Source organism: Shewanella sp. NIFS-20-20, from assembly GCF_019209865.1.
In the GTDB taxonomy this organism is placed as follows: domain Bacteria; phylum Pseudomonadota; class Gammaproteobacteria; order Enterobacterales; family Shewanellaceae; genus Shewanella.
This window is the reverse complement of the sequence record NZ_JAHUTT010000012.1, coordinates 1-15,031: the sequence shown is the minus strand read 5'-3', so window position 1 is coordinate 15,031 and position 15,031 is coordinate 1. Positions and strand designations below refer to the sequence as shown.

Below are 15,031 nucleotides of genomic sequence, written 5' to 3'. Positions count from 1 at the left end.
AATTACAGCCTCCCTGCGGTTTTTGGATACGATTTAGGATATTTTTTTATGTGCTCTTTGAGGGAGTCTAACTGTTGCTGCAGTTGCTTCGTTGGGGTGTCATACACGTCAGTGATCAGTTCATCGATGCTAGGAATTGCCAGCTTCTCGGCCACTTTAACCGCCGCTAATACTTGCTCGCGATAATCGTTATACATGGCTTTATCTTGCTCTTCACTCAGCCAACCTTTACTCAAAAGCCATAATTTAAAGCGTTGAACGGGATCATGTTCACGCCACTTACTTTCTTCTTCGCGTGAACGATAGCCGCTGGGATCATCCGATGACGAATGGGCGCCAAGACGATAGGTCATGGCTTCAATCAACACCGGCGCTTGGTGCTTTAAGGCATAGGCTCGTGCTTCTTGAGTCGCCGCCAATACGGCCAACATATCGTTACCATCGACCCTGATGGTCCTGATGCCATAGCCTAAACCGCGGCTGGCAATGCCATCGCCGGCGTACTGCTCTGATGTCGGTGTGGAAATCGCATAGCCATTGTTACGACAAAAGAAAATCACCGGAGATTGGTGCACTGCAGCCAAGTTCAAACCGGCATGGAAATCGCCTTCAGACGCTGCGCCTTCACCAAAATAGCAAATAGCAACATTGTGCTTACCTTGCATTTTTAGGCCATAGGCAACACCACTGGCTTGCGGGATTTGTGTGCCTAGTGGCGAAGAGATAGTTTGGTAGTTCAGCTGGGCACTGCCGTAATGAATTGGCATTTGCCGCCCTTTACCCAGATCTTTTTCATTACTGAACATTTGGTTCATAAATTGTTCAGTGGTGAAACCGCGAAAACGAATCGCAGCATGCTCGCGGTATTGCGCCAAGATCACATCGTCTTGCTCAAGCGCGGCGACACTGCCAACGACGGCCGCTTCTTCGCCGGTACAGGTCATATAAAAACTGATACGTCCTTGTCGCTGGGCAGCCAGCATCCGCTCATCTAACACGCGGGTAAACACACACGTGTCATAAATTTTCATCGCTAGCTGTTTGTCTATGACTGGAGATACCGCACCATCATATATAATACCGTCATATTGCAGTAGTTTAAGTACTGGGTAAGTGACAGAACTCTCATCGAAAAAATTCACTTTATGAGTCACCGGACTGGCCGCTTCTTTCTTCCGTGTTGCCATATTGATTGTTGCTCTTAGGTCGGCGAAATAGCTTCGCTTGAATAATATAATTAACGCACAGCAAAACATTACGTTAACGTAAACTGACTATCAATCCATTAACGATTCAGTCAGAGTATTGTTAATGCCAATCAATGTATCAGATAGTTTACACCCAAGTAAGATCCTTGGCGGGACTTAAACAAATCACAGCACGTTGACCTATGGGAACATCCGCATTAGGAAAAACGATGGCTTCAAATTCTTGTTCTACGGCAATGGCCTGCTCGCCGTCGAATGCCAATATTTCACCCCGAGAGAATCGACTAAAGTTGCTGACATCTTTAGCAAAATTTAATGAGAACTCCTTATGATGTTTAACGATACTGCGATGTACCTGATACAAGTTCATCCGCGACATATCAATCGCATTTGCGGCCGGTTGAGCCGTGATGATTTGGCGAATGCACAGGTCAAAATCGGCAAACTGGGTCAAATCGTTTTGCCCCATCGGCAGGACTTTTCCTAACTCGATAGTAAAGGCATGGGCATCAAATTCATGGGCGGAGAAATAGCTAAACGTCGTGGTTGGCGCATTATGAAACAACACTGTGTCTACACCCGCTTGCTGTAAGAAGTGCAACTGAGATTGGTAATAGGGTTTGTTATCTGGAAAGGGGTAAATAGCAAATTTGGGATGGACAGAATCGCGGATCGCGGTATGGAGATCATAGTGCAAACGTATTCTTTCCCCCGCCGACACTTGCTCATAAAAGCGGCGAATGTAACCTTCTAAGGCCTTGGCTCGATGACGCTCTTTATTTACTAAGCCCGGCATCTTGCTGTGTTCACCACTGAATAAACGATTAAGGTTTTCCTCAACGATCCGAGTGCCATGGTGTATGGCTTGCGGATTACCAAAGATAAATAACATCCGCTGTTTGACCTCTTGAGCGCCATTAACAATATCAGCGATCAGTCGATTACAAAGTTCAATTGGCGCCGTTTCATTGCCATGAACGCCACTGGATAACACCAGATCTGTGGTCGTCACTAGCCCATCTGCAGGTTCCACCAACAGCACACCGGTATCCCAAATGCTCAAGCGCACACCGTTGTCTAAAGTCACTGGGCCTTCTGCGGCGAGATAAAACGGATTGGCTAAACTGATAGCTAAAAAATCGAGAGAGGTCCGTAAAGTCTTAAGCATGTGATATCCCTTCTATTGTTATTAATGTTTTTTAGAGGATTTGTGCGCCAAATATTAACACAAGCTACCAATGTTACGAGATATATCACGCCAATTCATGGCAGAAATTATTGCAAGTAGGCTGATTTTTTGTGGTGCCAAGTATTGCAATTGCGACTGTCATTCGCCATAGTTTAGCCATCTAGACATCTTCACTGATGTGGCAACTATCATAATCAAGGAAAGGTCATGGCGATAGCAACCTTTGGGGCAGGCTGTTTTTGGGGTGTTGAGTATTTCTTTAAACAACTTGATGGGGTCATCACTACGCAATGTGGTTACATGGGCGGCGGTGTAGATAACCCAAGCTACCAACAAGTTAAGACCGGTACTAGCGGCCATGCCGAAGTGGTGCAACTTGAGTTTGATCCGCAAAAGATATCATATGAGCAACTACTTAAGGTCTTCTGGGCTAACCATAACCCCACCAGTCTCAATCAACAAGGCGGTGATATTGGTAGCCAATACCGCAGCGTGGTGTTTTTTCATGATCGCGACCAAAAAGAACGGGCGCAGCACTCTAAATTAGCATTAATGAAAAGCGGTCGTTGGGGACAACGTCACATAGTGACTGAGATAGTACCTGCGTTAACCTTTTTTAGAGCCGAGGAATACCATCAAAATTACCTTGAAAATAATAACTTACCCAGCTGCCATCTATATTACGGGGAATAAAAAAGCGCAGCCGCAAATGTTGCGACTGCGCTTAAAATCAGCGGGTGATTTTATCCCTTAAGGGCTTGATCCATTATCGCTTTCGCTTGGTGTTGCAACGCTTTAAGGTGCTCGGCACTCACAAAGCTTTCGGCATACAATTTAAATAAGGGCTCAGTACCCGAAGGTCTGGCCGCGAACCAACCATTTGCGGTACAGACTTTCAATCCCCCAATGGCAGCACCATTGCCCGGCGCATGAGTTAACACGGCGGTGATGTCATCACCCGCCAGTGTGGTCGCAGTCACAGACGCTTGGTTAACGTGGCTAAATCTAGCTTTCTTTTTAGCATTGATTGGACTGTCGATGCGCTCATAGACACTAGCACCAAACTCTTGAGTCAAAGCATGGTAACGCTCTGCCGGCGTTTGTCCGGTCACGGCAAAGATTTCTGCCGCTAATAATCCTAGAATGAAACCGTCTTTATCGGTACACCAGGTTTGGCCATCACGTTGTAGCATACTGGCGCCGGCACTTTCTTCACCACCAAATAAAATCTGGCTATGTTGCAAACCGTCGACAAACCACTTAAAACCAACAGGCACTTCCAGCAGTTGACGACCGCGAGCAGCACAGATCCTATCAATCAACGCACTGGAGACTAAGGTTTTACCAACGGCCGCAGTGGTTGGCCAATCAGGGCGGTGACTGAGCAAGTAGTCAATGGCCACCGCTAAGTAATGGTTAGGATCCATTAAGCCACCACTCACCTCTGCCTTGTCAGGACAGACGATGCCATGGCGGTCAAAATCGGGGTCATTGGCGATACAAATATCAAACTGGTTTCTGGCAGGAACGACCCCGGCCATCGCCATATTCGATGAACAATCCATGCGTATCTTGCCATCTTTATCTAAGGGCATAAAACTGAAGCTTGGATCGAGCTTATCGTTGAGAACCGTAATATCTAATTGATAATGTTCGGCAATTTTTCGCCAATAGTACAAGCCTGAACCACCGAGAGGATCGACGCCTATCTTGACGTTGGCCTTGGCGATGGCTTGCATATCAATCACATCTTGCAGCTGCGAGATATACGGCAGATAGAGGTCACGGTATTCCACCCCAGTATCGACTGCCAGTTGATAGTTAACGCGTTTAACCCCTTGCATTTGCTGCGCTAAATATTGATTAGCACGGGTTTCAATCCACGAGGTAGCGTCGCTGTCTGCAGGACCGCCATGTGGCGGATTATACTTAATCCCGCCATCACTGGGGGGATTATGGGACGGGGTGATAATCAAACCATCCATTAGCTCGACATCAGTTTGGCGGTTATGATCAACAAGGTAGCGTGATACCACAGGAGTTGGCGTATACCCATCTTGTTGCTGCGCAATGACAGGCACTCGGTTAGCCACCAACACTTCAACCACTGAGCGATAAGCCAGGCGTGATAATGCATGTGTATCAATGCCTACCAACATCGGGCCAACAATCCCTTGCCATTGACGGTAATCAACCACCGCCTGAGTGATGGCCCAAAGATGTAACTGGTTAAAACTTTTTAGGCTCGAGCTGCCGCGGTGGCCAGAAGTACCAAAGCTTACCGCTTGGCTAGCATGGTCATGGCAAGGCACTAATGTGTAGTAATCGGCCAGTAGACTGGGAAGATCAATCAGATCGCTGGCATCTGCCACGCGTCCTGCTCTTGGATGTAAAGCCACGTTTTACCCTTAAATTAATTCTGCTATCACTTGTGCGCCCTCTTCATCACAACCTAAGTGAAGCAAGACTTCTAACATAATGTTTTGTTTCTTTGCGGTATTATTATTGGTTGTCACCCAATAGCCGCTTTGCCCAATTTCTTTAGGATTAGCCGTTTCACTGGCTTGCAATAAGGCTTGCTTGCTCACAGCAAAATATAACCTACCGCGCCCTTGCACCTGCAGCACTTGCGAAAAATGTTGCGGATACGCCAGCGCCAACCGCTCTAAAATGTACAGGAATCGGCCGACGGCTCCTTTTTGGCTCGCAAGCACGGTCGGCTCCACTAAGCTACTGGCATCAATTTTGGCTAATTTGCCGCGAACAGGGGTAAGTGCGACTCGCTTTTCCTTGAGTGCAGGCTCTAAACTAGGCTCGCTAATTGCTTGAGGTTGAACTTCAGGCTCTAGATTGGCAACCGCCCCCTGCAAGCACAATAAGCGGCGCAATATATCGGAGGCACTCTCACCAATCCGTTCCGTCTTGCTGGCAATAAAGCGATATAAATCTTCATCTACCTCGATATATTTCATCTGTAGTGATTCCTTGTTACAACGGCATTCGATTAAACATGCGCTATCGATTGCCGATAAAAATAGTAAGTGACTCAGTCTAAGTGACTTATTACAAAATGATAAGACCCTAAGCGCTAAAATGTGCAAAGGATTGCATTGGCTGTTGAATATCTATCCTGTCGGTGAGGCGATTGCAGCGTAAACCTTGTCAAAAATCGCACTACTGGTCAAAATGCGATGGCTATCACAAGGAATTTTACTATGCATTTTCAAGTATCAGGCGCAGGTAACGACGTCATCCTCATTCATGGCCTATTTGGCAGTCTGGATAATTTATCCAATTTAAGCCGGTCTTTAAGCCAACATTATCGAGTGTTTCGTGTCGATGTCGCCAATCACGGTGATAGTCCAAGATTGAGTCCGATGAATTACCCAAATCTGGTGCAACAACTACTGAATTTTATGGACAGTCAGGGCCTTGGCTCTGCGGCACTGGTGGGCCATTCAATGGGCGGAAAAATCGCCATGGCAACCGCGCTCAGTGCCCCCGAGCGCGTAGCAGCATTAGTCGTCGCCGATATTGCTCCTGTGGCCTATTCACCTCGTCATCTCCACATTCTTGATAGCTTGGCGCGGCTCCCCCTCACTGAACTCACGAGTCGTCAACACGCTGGTCAATTGCTCAATCAAGCTGGAATTGATGAGGGTATGGTGCAGTTTTTATTAAAAAACTTGCGCCGCAATGACGCTGGGTTCAGCTGGAAGATGGATTTAGAGACAATGACTCGTGACTACCCTGAGATCATCGGCTGGCCGTATCAAGGTCAGTCTTACCTCGGGCCGTGTATCTTTATTCGTGGTGGAGACTCTGACTATGTTCAAGAGCATCATCGTCAAGCCATCATCAGTCAATTTCCAGCCGTACAAGCCAAGTCTATTTTGGCGACAGGACATTGGTTGCATGCGCAAAAGCCGGAAGCATTTAACCGGCTGGTGATGCGATTTTTGAACGACTTTTATCACAAGCGTTAAGCAATTGAACGGGCTTGTTAACCGTTATAGCCAATACTTAACCTTAATTCGTGATCCCTAGGGGGATTCTGGCAAACAAGCGCCTTGCAGTTCCTTGAGCTAGCTTAGGTATATATGGTATATTCGCGCCCTCTTTTGACCAAGGGCGTTGTTTAACAAGGATTGATATGCTTGCACAACATATGGAACAATTGGAAACACTCGGTTTAAACCTCTGTTTTGCTGCCTTATTTTTTTTTATTGGCATGGCAATTAGGGATGTGTTGAAGCAAGGCAAAGTGCCTAAGTTTGGTCAGTATATTGTTTGGTTGGTATTGTTCCTTGGCTGTGCTGGCTTTATTGTCAAAGGCATTATCCAAATAAGCTGGGAAGGCTCGGGAATAGGTTAAGTTAAAAGCAAAATGGCAAAAGAAGCATTAGATAGAACAACCATTGACCTGTTTGCCAATGAGAAACGTCGCGGTCGGCCGAGAACCAATCCCCTGCCCCGTGAGCAACAGCTAAAGGTCAATAAACGAAATCAAATCCAGCGTGATAAAGCCAACGGATTAAAACGAATTGAGTTAAAGGTGTCACAAGATTTATATAACGCCTTGAACGAACAGGCTTTGGCCAGTAACATCAGCCGCAGCCAGTTAATCGAGTTAATCTTACTTGAGCAAATCGAACGCTGACATTTTTTGCACCACGATTAAGCGACATCGCGAACTGAACAATTAAAGGAAAGACAATGGCAACTGTAGGTCTTTTTTTCGGTAGTGACACAGGTAACACCGAAGCTGTAGCCAAGATGATCCAGAAAAAACTGGGTAAGCAAATGGTTGATGTTAAAGACATCGCTAAGAGTACCAAAGAAGAAATTGCTGAATTTGATTTACTTCTGTTTGGTATTCCCACTTGGTATTACGGTGAAGCCCAATGTGATTGGGACGATTTTTTCCCAGAACTTGAACAAGTTGACTTCAATGACAAGCTGGTGGCCATCTTTGGTTGTGGCGATCAAGAAGATTACGCTGAATATTTCCTCGATGCCATGGGCATGGTGGGTGATATCGTTCAAGCTCGCGGTGGTATCATCATTGGTCATTGGCCCACTGAAGGTTATGATTTCGAAGCGTCAAAAGCGCAAATCGATGACAAACACTTCATTGGTTTAGGCATTGATGAAGATCGCCAACCAGAACTCACTGAGAGTCGTGTTGACGCGTGGGTTAAGCAGATCTATGCAGAAATGTGTTTAGCTGAGCTGGAAGATTAATTCTAGCAAGCGTTAAAAATTAGCGGCTAAATTAGCCGCTTTTTTGTATCTATTCTAGGCCGACAGAGCAAGCAATGAATCATGTTAGCGCGCCCCATTGGGATATCTTTTGCACCGTTGTCGACAACTATGGCGACATTGGTGTCACTTGGCGTCTTGCCAAACAGCTTACCTGTGACTATCAACTACCAGTCAACTTATGGGTGGATGATTTACAAAGCTTTTCACATATTTTGCCCGAACTCGACCCAAGTTTAGCAAGGCAAGTATTCAATGGTGTTTCCATTCATCAGTGGAATTGTCCGCTGGATATCCCCTATGAGCCAGGACAAGTACTGATCGAAGCCTTTGCCTGTGAATTACCTGATATTGTTAAACAATCATTGTTAGCGGTGAAGCAGTCAAGAGGCACCCCGCCATTGTGGCTCAATCTAGAATATTTAAGCGCTGAATCTTGGGTCGAAGGTTGTCACGGCTTGCCGTCACTGCAAGCCAACGGTTTAAAAAAATACTTTTACTTCCCGGGATTTACCGCCAAGACCGGCGGGTTAATTTGCGAGAACGCCTTGTTCGATGAGCGCGATCAGTGGCAAGCCGACCCTCAGCACAAGCTGGCTCTCTTCCGGCAACTTGGCCTGTCAGGCATCGAAGCCGATGATACCGTCATCAGTGTCTTCAGTTATGAGAGCGCTGCTCTGTTGAGTCTATGCCATACTTGGCAGCATGCAGATCATCACGTTCACGCGCTGATCCCCAAAGGACGAAGTTTACACAGCTTGCTGGACATTCTACCTTGTACGTTGGAGCAATTGGTGTGCGGCCAACAATTTAGCATGGGTAATCTTACCGTCCATATTTTACCCATGACAGATCAGCAAACTTATGACCGACTGCTATGGAGCTGTGATTTCAATATTGTCCGTGGTGAAGATTCGTTCATTCGCGCGCAATGGGCCGCAAAACCCTTTATTTGGCATATTTATCCGCAAGAAGATGACTATCATCTCGTAAAATTAGAAGCTTTTATGCAACTTTACTGCGATAATCTGCCTCCGGAAATCGCTGAACTTTGGCAAGCGTTAACGCTTTCTTTCAACCAAGAACAGCAAGCTGCGGTGAGTCATCACTGGCAACAACTTAATTTAGTCTCTTTGCCCTTGTTACAGCATGCGAAACAATGGCCAAATGACGCATTAAATGCTGCAGATCTGGCTAGTAGACTAGTGCAATTTGTCGAAAATAGTTAAGATACTGCGCTGAAATAAAATCTAATATCTATAGGAAATTTAGTAATGAAAACTGCTCATGAAATCCGTCCAGGTAACGTGATCATGTTAGATGGCAGCCCATGGGTTGTACAGAAAACTGAAACAACTCGCTCTGGTCGTAACGCTGCTATCGTCAAAATGAAGTTAAAGCACGTTCTGATCGATTCAGGCACCGAAACCACCTTCAAAGGTGAAGATAAGATGGACGTTATCATTTTAGAGCGTCTGGATTGTACTTATTCTTATTACGCTGATCCTATGTATGTATTCATGGATGCTGAATACAACCAGTATGATGTTGAAGCTGACAACATGGGCGATGCTGCTAAGTTCATCGTTGATGGCATGCAAGAAACTTGTTCTGTGACTTTCTACGAAGGTAAAGCAATTTCTGTTGAACTGCCAACCACTATCATTCGTGAAGTAGGTTACACCGAGCCTGCTGCCCGTGGTGATACTTCTGGTAAAGTGATGAAGCCAGCTAAAATCGTTGGTTCTGACTTAGAAGTAATGGTTGCTGACTTCGTGAAAGAAGGCGACAAAATCGAAATTGACACTCGTACTTGCGAATTCAAAAAGCGCGTATAATCGAGTCAATCTCAATCAAGCCAGCATTTGCTGGCTTTTTTTTGCCTCGTGGTAACCATCATCCCTATCTATTAGCAAGTTTGCAGCGAACCAAACTTATTAGCTCCCGCCGAAACCGCTCTGTGCACATACAAGCTCGCATTATGTCATTTAATCGCAGTCAAAAAAAAACGGCTCAATTGAGCCGTTTTTATAAAATGACGGTAGTTCTTAGGCGAGGAGTAAAAATCCAATACACGCCAGCGTAGCTGACAGCAAGGCGTATGGCAGTTGAGTTACCCCATGACTAACCAAGTTACAGCCCGAGCCTTGGGCGGCTAATACGGTTGAGTCTGAATAGAAACAGGCTTGTGAGCCAAACGATGACGCTGACAGTAACGCCCCAATCACCAGTGGGATATTGGCGTCAACGGCTTGAGCCAATGGCATCACAATCGGGATTGATACCGCAAATATTCCCCAGCTCGACCCCGTGGCGAAGGCTAATAACGCCATGGCAATAAATACCACCGCAGGTAGTAATTGCGGTGTCATATAAGGACTTAAGCTCTCAATCACGTACAGCGGCAGCATTAATTGATCGCACACATCTTTAAAAATAAATGCGGCAATGACTGTGCCAATCGCCGGTAACATGCTTTTAAAGCCATCGATCATTTGATCCATCATTTCCGCTAATGTCATTAAGCGCTGAAGCGCATAATATGGCAAGGTTACGGCTAAGGTTGCCAGTAATCCCATCCACACATCAATATCGAAATAAACGGTAAAAGCTACCAGCAACAAAATTGGAATTAAGAAGTTACGTAATTTACCCTGTGAATCCGCCTGTTCAAACTCTTCTTCCATCGCTTTGATGGCATATTCATCTGAGGTTTGAACTGAGTCCAGATCCATTTGTGCTAACGCTGGTTGCCCCTGCGCAGCAGCAAGTTGGGCTTTCTTCATTGGGCCAAATACCGGCACAATTCCTAGGATCACTAATAACACCATGCCGACAGCAAACCAGGCATAGAGCATGTACGGGATGGCTTGCATATAAACCGAAATGGCCTCACCTTCAGGCGCAATGCCATTATCGACTAATAAACCACCAAAAAATACCGCCCAGGTCGACAACGGCACTAACACACAAATGGGTGCTGCGGTTGAATCGACAACATACGCCAACATTTCACGAGACACTTTAAATTTGTCAGTCACTCGCTTCATGGTTGAGCCCACGGTCAACGCATTTAGATAGTCATCAACAAAGATGATAAGGCCTAAGAAAAATGTCATTAATAATGATGACTTGGGTCCTTTAGCATAGGTTAGTGTCGCCCGACCAAACGCCATGGCACCACCCGTGCGAACTAATAGTGCGATTAATGCCCCAAAACTGCCACAAACCAAAATTAACCAACCAATGGTTTCATCGGCCATCACACTTAAGGATATACTGGCAAAACTGGTTAAAACTTGAGTAGGATCGACTAATAACAAACCCACTAAGGTTCCTATGACCAAAGATAATATTGGACGACGTAACCAAATGGCTAAAATTAACACCACCGCGGGTGGAATAAGACTTAACGCTGTCGGTTCAGACATGCACTTAGGTCCTCAAATAAACGCCTTGAATAGGCTAAGTTGAGTAAAATACAGCGTAATTATTGTGCTGTTATTTCTGCTTTAGTTGGGGCATAGCTCGAGTCAGATAAGAAATATCTGCAGCTTTTTGGTTAGCCTTGAAAAACATCGCGCAAAAAATAAAGCGCATTGCCGATTGAGTCAATAATTAATTAAACTTTACACCATTTTTTTTATGGTGCCACTAAAACCATATTTTTTAGCCATATAAAACAATGACTTATACCGGATGCTTACATGGGTGAATTTGCCCACAATTAACCTTCTATAACCAATAATATTGAGTCACACAGTTGCTTTGTGGTGATTAAATAAGCAGGCAATTAAGAGCGCAAAATTCCATCAACCACAATTGAGTTAGCGATTAAAATAGTCATGAATGTGGATTCGACACCAAGGTTAAATAGTGATGCAGAATAAATTACTGATCTATGGCTGTAATTTGGGGTAAATATTCAAAAAACGCTTTCAACGAGATTCGAATTTAGTTAATGTGCTGGAATCATCTTTATATATAGCATGCGGCGAGGTAACCATGCGTCCTATCATCAAATCCAATAAATTAGATACTGTTTGTTACGATATTCGTGGACCAGTACATAAAGAAGCTCGCCGTCTTGAAGAAGAGGGTCATAGGATCCTCAAATTGAATATCGGCAACCCTGCCCCATTTGGATTTGAAGCCCCAGAAGAAATCGTCCGTGACGTGATCTTAAACTTACCGAGTGCCCAAGGCTATTGTGAATCTAAAGGTTTATTTAGTGCCCGCAAGGCCATTGTTCAACATTATCAAGCCCAAGGGATCTTAGGCGTCGATATCGAAGACATCTATATCGGTAATGGCGTGTCAGAACTGATTGTGATGGCGATGCAAGGTTTACTCAACAGTGATGATGAGGTATTGATCCCCGCCCCAGATTATCCGTTATGGACGGCGGCGGCTAACCTTGCTGGCGGTAAAGCCGTGCACTATCGCTGCGATGAAGAAGCCGACTGGTTCCCATGTCTTGATGATATTAAAGCCAAAATTACTCCTCGCACCCGTGCCTTAGTGATGATTAACCCGAATAATCCCACCGGTGCTGTTTATAGCAAAGAGATGATCTTAGCCTTGATTGAGATCTGCCGTCAGCATCAATTAATTTTGTTTGCGGACGAGATCTATGACAAAATTTTATTTGATGGTGCGACCCATATTCCTGCGGCCAGTTTATCGGATGATATCTTAACGGTAACCTTTAATGGTTTATCTAAAGCCTACCGCGCCGCGGGATTCCGTGTTGGTTGGATGATGTTAACCGGTAATCTCAAGGCCGCTAAAAGCTATATCGATGGTCTGGATATGCTGGCTTCCATGCGGTTATGTGCCAATGTGCCTAATCAACATGCGATTCAAACCGCTCTTGGCGGCTACCAAAGCATCAATGAATTGGTTCTACCGAATGGCCGCTTAACCGTGCAGCGAGATGTTTGTTTCGATTTACTCAACAGCATTCCGGGCGTCAGTTGTAAGAAGCCTAAGGGCGCGTTATATGCGTTCCCGAAAATCGACATCAAAAAGTTTAATATTCGTGACGATGAAAAACTGGTACTGGATTTATTACGTGAACGTAAAATCTTGTTGGTACAAGGGTCTGCATTTAATTGGCCAGAGCCTGATCACCTCCGAGTTGTCTTTCTCCCTTGGAAAGAAGATCTGCATAAAGCACTGACAGAGTTTGGCAACTTCCTAGCTAACTACCAACAATAACAAACAGCGACTTCGGTCGCTGTTTTGCTATTGGCCAGCCACTAAGATACTCTGCTGTAAAGTTTGATGATAAGGACGGTTATGAGTCATTTTTTTGCCCATATGGCCAGGATGAAATTAATTCAACGCTGGCCGTTAATGCACAATGTTCGCAGCGAGAATGTGCAAGAACACTCACTCCAAGTGGCCATGGTGTCACATGCTTTAGCAGTGATAAGCAACCAATATCACCAGGCTAAATTTGATCCCTACCGTGCGGCTACTATTGCAATTTATCATGATGCTAGCGAAGTGCTTACTGGGGATTTGCCTACCCCAGTCAAGTATTTTAACCATGACATAGAAGCGGAATACAAAAAAATTGAAGCCATTGCTGAACGTCACCTACTGAATATGTTGCCTGAGCCGCTTCAAGATGACTTCAAAGCCCTATTAGTCAGCACTGATATTCCCACAGAATACAAAGCGCTGGTGAAATCTGCCGATACCTTATGTGCTTATCTCAAGTGTTTAGAAGAAGGTCGCGCGGGCAATGATGAGTTTATTACCGCCAAACGTCGGCTCGAAGACAGATTAACCCATGACCCGCTCCCAGCCGTGAAAGACTTTATTCACTTGTTCATTCCCAGCTTTAGACTCAACCTCGACCAAATTAACCAAATGTTATAGGGATATTTCATGGACATCTGGCAACAACGACGGTTAGATGAAGATAAACAAAGACGCTATGATCAACGTAGTCCTTATCAAAGGGATCGCGCGCGTATTCTACATAGCGCAGCCTTTAGGCGGCTACAAGCCAAGACGCAAGTGCTCGGTGTCGGTATGAATGACTTTTATCGTACTCGCCTAACACACTCGCTAGAAGTGTCACAGATTGGCACTGGCATTGCGTCCTTATTGCGCAATAAGCGTCCCGAGTTATTGCACTTGCTCAATGATGATGCCCTCATTGATTCCTTATGCCTAGCCCATGACATTGGTCACCCTCCGTTTGGACACGGCGGGGAAATTGCCCTTAATTATATGATGCGTGACTTTGGCGGTTTTGAGGGCAATGGCCAAACCTTAAGAATTCTGACCAAGCTTGAACCCTATACCCCTGCCGATGGCATGAACCTGTGTCGTAGAACCTTGTTAGGCGTGCTCAAGTATCCAATACTTTACCGCGATGTGCCGGCGCCCAGTCGCGGCGAAGCCGCTGCGCAATTTGCCCAAGTGCGAGCGCGGGATTGGCTCCCGATAAAGTCATTGTTTAATGATGATGCTGATATTCTCGATTGGATTTTAGCGCCGTTATCCGCAAACGATCGCCGGTTATTACAACAGTTACATCCCAAAGCCAATGGGCAACTGCGCAGTATTCATAAATCGCTAGATTGCAGCATCATGGAGTTAGCCGATGACATCGCCTATGCCGTCCATGATCTTGAAGATGCAATTGTGATGGGCATAGTCAATCAACAGCAATGGTTGGCCGATGTCCAACCGCTGATCCTTGCCAGTGATGATGATTACATAAGTCAGCAATTATCCACTGTCACTGACGCTCTATTTTCACATGTTCATCACCAGAGAAAAAATGCTATAGGCATTTTAATCAATGCATTAGTAACGGCTATCGACATCACTGATAACCCCGATTTTGAATCTGAGTTATTACGCTACAATGCTAATCTCACCGTGCCATTCGAGCGGCTACTGACGTGCCTCAAAAGCTTTGTGTCTGATCATGTGGTGAATAAACCCGAAGTGCAAATGCTCGAGTACAAAGGACAACAGATGATCATGAAGCTGTTTGAAGCCTTTCAATCGGATCCGCTGCGTTTGTTGCCAACCAATACCCGCATACGTTATCAGGCGGCAACGGAGCAAGGCGACAATGCGACTCGGGTCATTGCCGATTATATCGGTGGCATGACGGATGATTTTGCTACCCGACTCTACCAACAATTATTTAGTCCCTTTGCCGGCAATATTCTTGATTTTGGCCCCGAATAAACGCCATAAAAAACGCGCCCATTGGCGTAATGCCGATCAGTTAAGACAGATCGCTTGACGATCTCACTGAAAGGATCAAAATCCGATGACCCCTTGTCATCGGATTTTTTTATGCAACTTTCAGAAGCTTTGGCGCGTACTCATATCAATC

At 45.4% G+C, this 15,031-nt stretch carries 15 protein-coding genes; 10 read left to right on the top strand and 5 right to left on the bottom strand.

All coding sequences use genetic code 11. The annotated features are described in order from the left end of the window. Nucleotides 1–2 precede the first annotated feature (2 nt). Nucleotides 3–1,187: a thiamine pyrophosphate-dependent dehydrogenase E1 component subunit alpha gene (locus tag KU855_RS05920; RefSeq protein WP_218529385.1), complete on the bottom strand. Its 1,185-nt coding sequence runs from the start codon at nucleotides 1,185–1,187 to the stop codon at nucleotides 3–5. A gap of 148 nt (nucleotides 1,188–1,335) precedes the next feature. After that, entirely contained in the window at nucleotides 1,336–2,376 is a 1,041-nt protein-coding gene (astE, locus tag KU855_RS05915) for a succinylglutamate desuccinylase (RefSeq protein WP_218529384.1), read from the bottom strand. A gap of 228 nt (nucleotides 2,377–2,604) precedes the next feature. On the opposite strand from astE, the gene msrA reads away from it, so the two are divergent. Further along, a complete protein-coding gene (gene msrA / locus KU855_RS05910; RefSeq protein WP_218529383.1) occupies nucleotides 2,605–3,090 on the top strand; it encodes a peptide-methionine (S)-S-oxide reductase MsrA in 486 nt (161 codons plus the stop codon). 50 nt (nucleotides 3,091–3,140) lie between these two features. Here the strand turns inward: msrA and pgm are convergent, their stop codons facing one another. Together pgm and seqA are read right to left on the bottom strand one after the other, a co-directional pair. Further along, nucleotides 3,141–4,796 carry a phosphoglucomutase (alpha-D-glucose-1,6-bisphosphate-dependent) gene (gene pgm / locus KU855_RS05905; protein WP_218529382.1) on the bottom strand — a complete coding sequence of 552 codons (1,656 nt, stop codon included), beginning with the start codon at nucleotides 4,794–4,796 and terminating at the stop codon, nucleotides 3,141–3,143. 9 nt (nucleotides 4,797–4,805) lie between these two features. Further along, entirely contained in the window at nucleotides 4,806–5,369 is a 564-nt protein-coding gene (seqA, locus tag KU855_RS05900) for a replication initiation negative regulator SeqA (protein WP_218529381.1), read from the bottom strand. 243 nt (nucleotides 5,370–5,612) lie between these two features. Here seqA and KU855_RS05895 point away from each other — a divergent pair, with 243 nt between their 5' ends. From KU855_RS05895 to efp, 6 genes are all read left to right on the top strand, one after another. After that, entirely contained in the window at nucleotides 5,613–6,383 is a 771-nt protein-coding gene (locus tag KU855_RS05895) for an alpha/beta fold hydrolase (protein ID WP_218529380.1), read from the top strand. Between the two features lie 167 nt (nucleotides 6,384–6,550). Next, the gene (locus KU855_RS05890; RefSeq protein ID WP_218529379.1) at nucleotides 6,551–6,772 is read left to right on the top strand and encodes a DUF2788 domain-containing protein; all 222 of its coding nucleotides are present in this window, start codon (nucleotides 6,551–6,553) and stop codon (nucleotides 6,770–6,772) included. A 12-nt stretch (nucleotides 6,773–6,784) separates the two neighbouring features. After that, the gene (gene ybfE, locus KU855_RS05885) at nucleotides 6,785–7,057 is read left to right on the top strand and encodes a LexA regulated protein (protein WP_218529378.1); all 273 of its coding nucleotides are present in this window, start codon (nucleotides 6,785–6,787) and stop codon (nucleotides 7,055–7,057) included. 56 nt (nucleotides 7,058–7,113) lie between these two features. Then, the gene (gene fldA, locus KU855_RS05880; RefSeq protein ID WP_218529377.1) at nucleotides 7,114–7,641 is read left to right on the top strand and encodes a flavodoxin FldA; all 528 of its coding nucleotides are present in this window, start codon (nucleotides 7,114–7,116) and stop codon (nucleotides 7,639–7,641) included. A 74-nt stretch (nucleotides 7,642–7,715) separates the two neighbouring features. Next, nucleotides 7,716–8,888, top strand: coding sequence for an elongation factor P maturation arginine rhamnosyltransferase EarP (earP, locus tag KU855_RS05875; protein ID WP_218529376.1), 1,173 nt, complete (start codon nucleotides 7,716–7,718; stop codon nucleotides 8,886–8,888). 45 nt (nucleotides 8,889–8,933) lie between these two features. After that, nucleotides 8,934–9,497, top strand: a complete 564-nt coding sequence (gene efp / locus KU855_RS05870) for an elongation factor P (RefSeq protein ID WP_218529375.1) — start codon at nucleotides 8,934–8,936, stop codon at nucleotides 9,495–9,497. A gap of 210 nt (nucleotides 9,498–9,707) precedes the next feature. On the opposite strand, the gene KU855_RS05865 is transcribed toward efp, so the two are convergent. Next, entirely contained in the window at nucleotides 9,708–11,090 is a 1,383-nt protein-coding gene (locus tag KU855_RS05865) for a Na+/H+ antiporter NhaC family protein (protein WP_218529374.1), read from the bottom strand. 574 nt (nucleotides 11,091–11,664) lie between these two features. Here KU855_RS05865 and KU855_RS05860 point away from each other — a divergent pair. From KU855_RS05860 to KU855_RS05850, 3 genes are all read left to right on the top strand, one after another. Next, nucleotides 11,665–12,879: a pyridoxal phosphate-dependent aminotransferase gene (locus KU855_RS05860; protein ID WP_218529373.1), complete on the top strand. Its 1,215-nt coding sequence runs from the start codon at nucleotides 11,665–11,667 to the stop codon at nucleotides 12,877–12,879. Nucleotides 12,880–12,960: 81 nt separating this feature from the next. Continuing rightward, on the top strand, nucleotides 12,961–13,548 hold the full coding sequence (yfbR, locus tag KU855_RS05855; RefSeq protein WP_218529372.1) for a 5'-deoxynucleotidase: 588 nt from the start codon (nucleotides 12,961–12,963) through the stop codon (nucleotides 13,546–13,548). A 9-nt stretch (nucleotides 13,549–13,557) separates the two neighbouring features. Continuing rightward, nucleotides 13,558–14,880, top strand: a complete 1,323-nt coding sequence (locus tag KU855_RS05850; protein WP_218529371.1) for an anti-phage deoxyguanosine triphosphatase — start codon at nucleotides 13,558–13,560, stop codon at nucleotides 14,878–14,880. The last annotated feature ends 151 nt before the right edge of the window (nucleotides 14,881–15,031 follow it).

Excerpts from the sequence above, each read along its gene's own strand:
- KU855_RS05920 (WP_218529385.1), bottom strand. The coding sequence starts at position 1,187 with ATGGCAACACGGAAGAAAGAAGCGGCCAGTCCGGTGACTCATAAAGTG.
- astE (WP_218529384.1), bottom strand. The coding sequence starts at position 2,376 with ATGCTTAAGACTTTACGGACCTCTCTCGATTTTTTAGCTATCAGTTTA.
- msrA (WP_218529383.1), top strand. The coding sequence starts at position 2,605 with ATGGCGATAGCAACCTTTGGGGCAGGCTGTTTTTGGGGTGTTGAGTAT.
- seqA (WP_218529381.1), bottom strand. The coding sequence starts at position 5,369 with ATGAAATATATCGAGGTAGATGAAGATTTATATCGCTTTATTGCCAGC.
- KU855_RS05895 (WP_218529380.1), top strand. The coding sequence starts at position 5,613 with ATGCATTTTCAAGTATCAGGCGCAGGTAACGACGTCATCCTCATTCAT.
- KU855_RS05890 (WP_218529379.1), top strand. The coding sequence starts at position 6,551 with ATGCTTGCACAACATATGGAACAATTGGAAACACTCGGTTTAAACCTC.
- ybfE (WP_218529378.1), top strand. The coding sequence starts at position 6,785 with ATGGCAAAAGAAGCATTAGATAGAACAACCATTGACCTGTTTGCCAAT.
- fldA (WP_218529377.1), top strand. The coding sequence starts at position 7,114 with ATGGCAACTGTAGGTCTTTTTTTCGGTAGTGACACAGGTAACACCGAA.
- earP (WP_218529376.1), top strand. The coding sequence starts at position 7,716 with ATGAATCATGTTAGCGCGCCCCATTGGGATATCTTTTGCACCGTTGTC.
- efp (WP_218529375.1), top strand. The coding sequence starts at position 8,934 with ATGAAAACTGCTCATGAAATCCGTCCAGGTAACGTGATCATGTTAGAT.
- KU855_RS05865 (WP_218529374.1), bottom strand. The coding sequence starts at position 11,090 with ATGTCTGAACCGACAGCGTTAAGTCTTATTCCACCCGCGGTGGTGTTA.
- KU855_RS05860 (WP_218529373.1), top strand. The coding sequence starts at position 11,665 with ATGCGTCCTATCATCAAATCCAATAAATTAGATACTGTTTGTTACGAT.
- yfbR (WP_218529372.1), top strand. The coding sequence starts at position 12,961 with ATGAGTCATTTTTTTGCCCATATGGCCAGGATGAAATTAATTCAACGC.
- KU855_RS05850 (WP_218529371.1), top strand. The coding sequence starts at position 13,558 with ATGGACATCTGGCAACAACGACGGTTAGATGAAGATAAACAAAGACGC.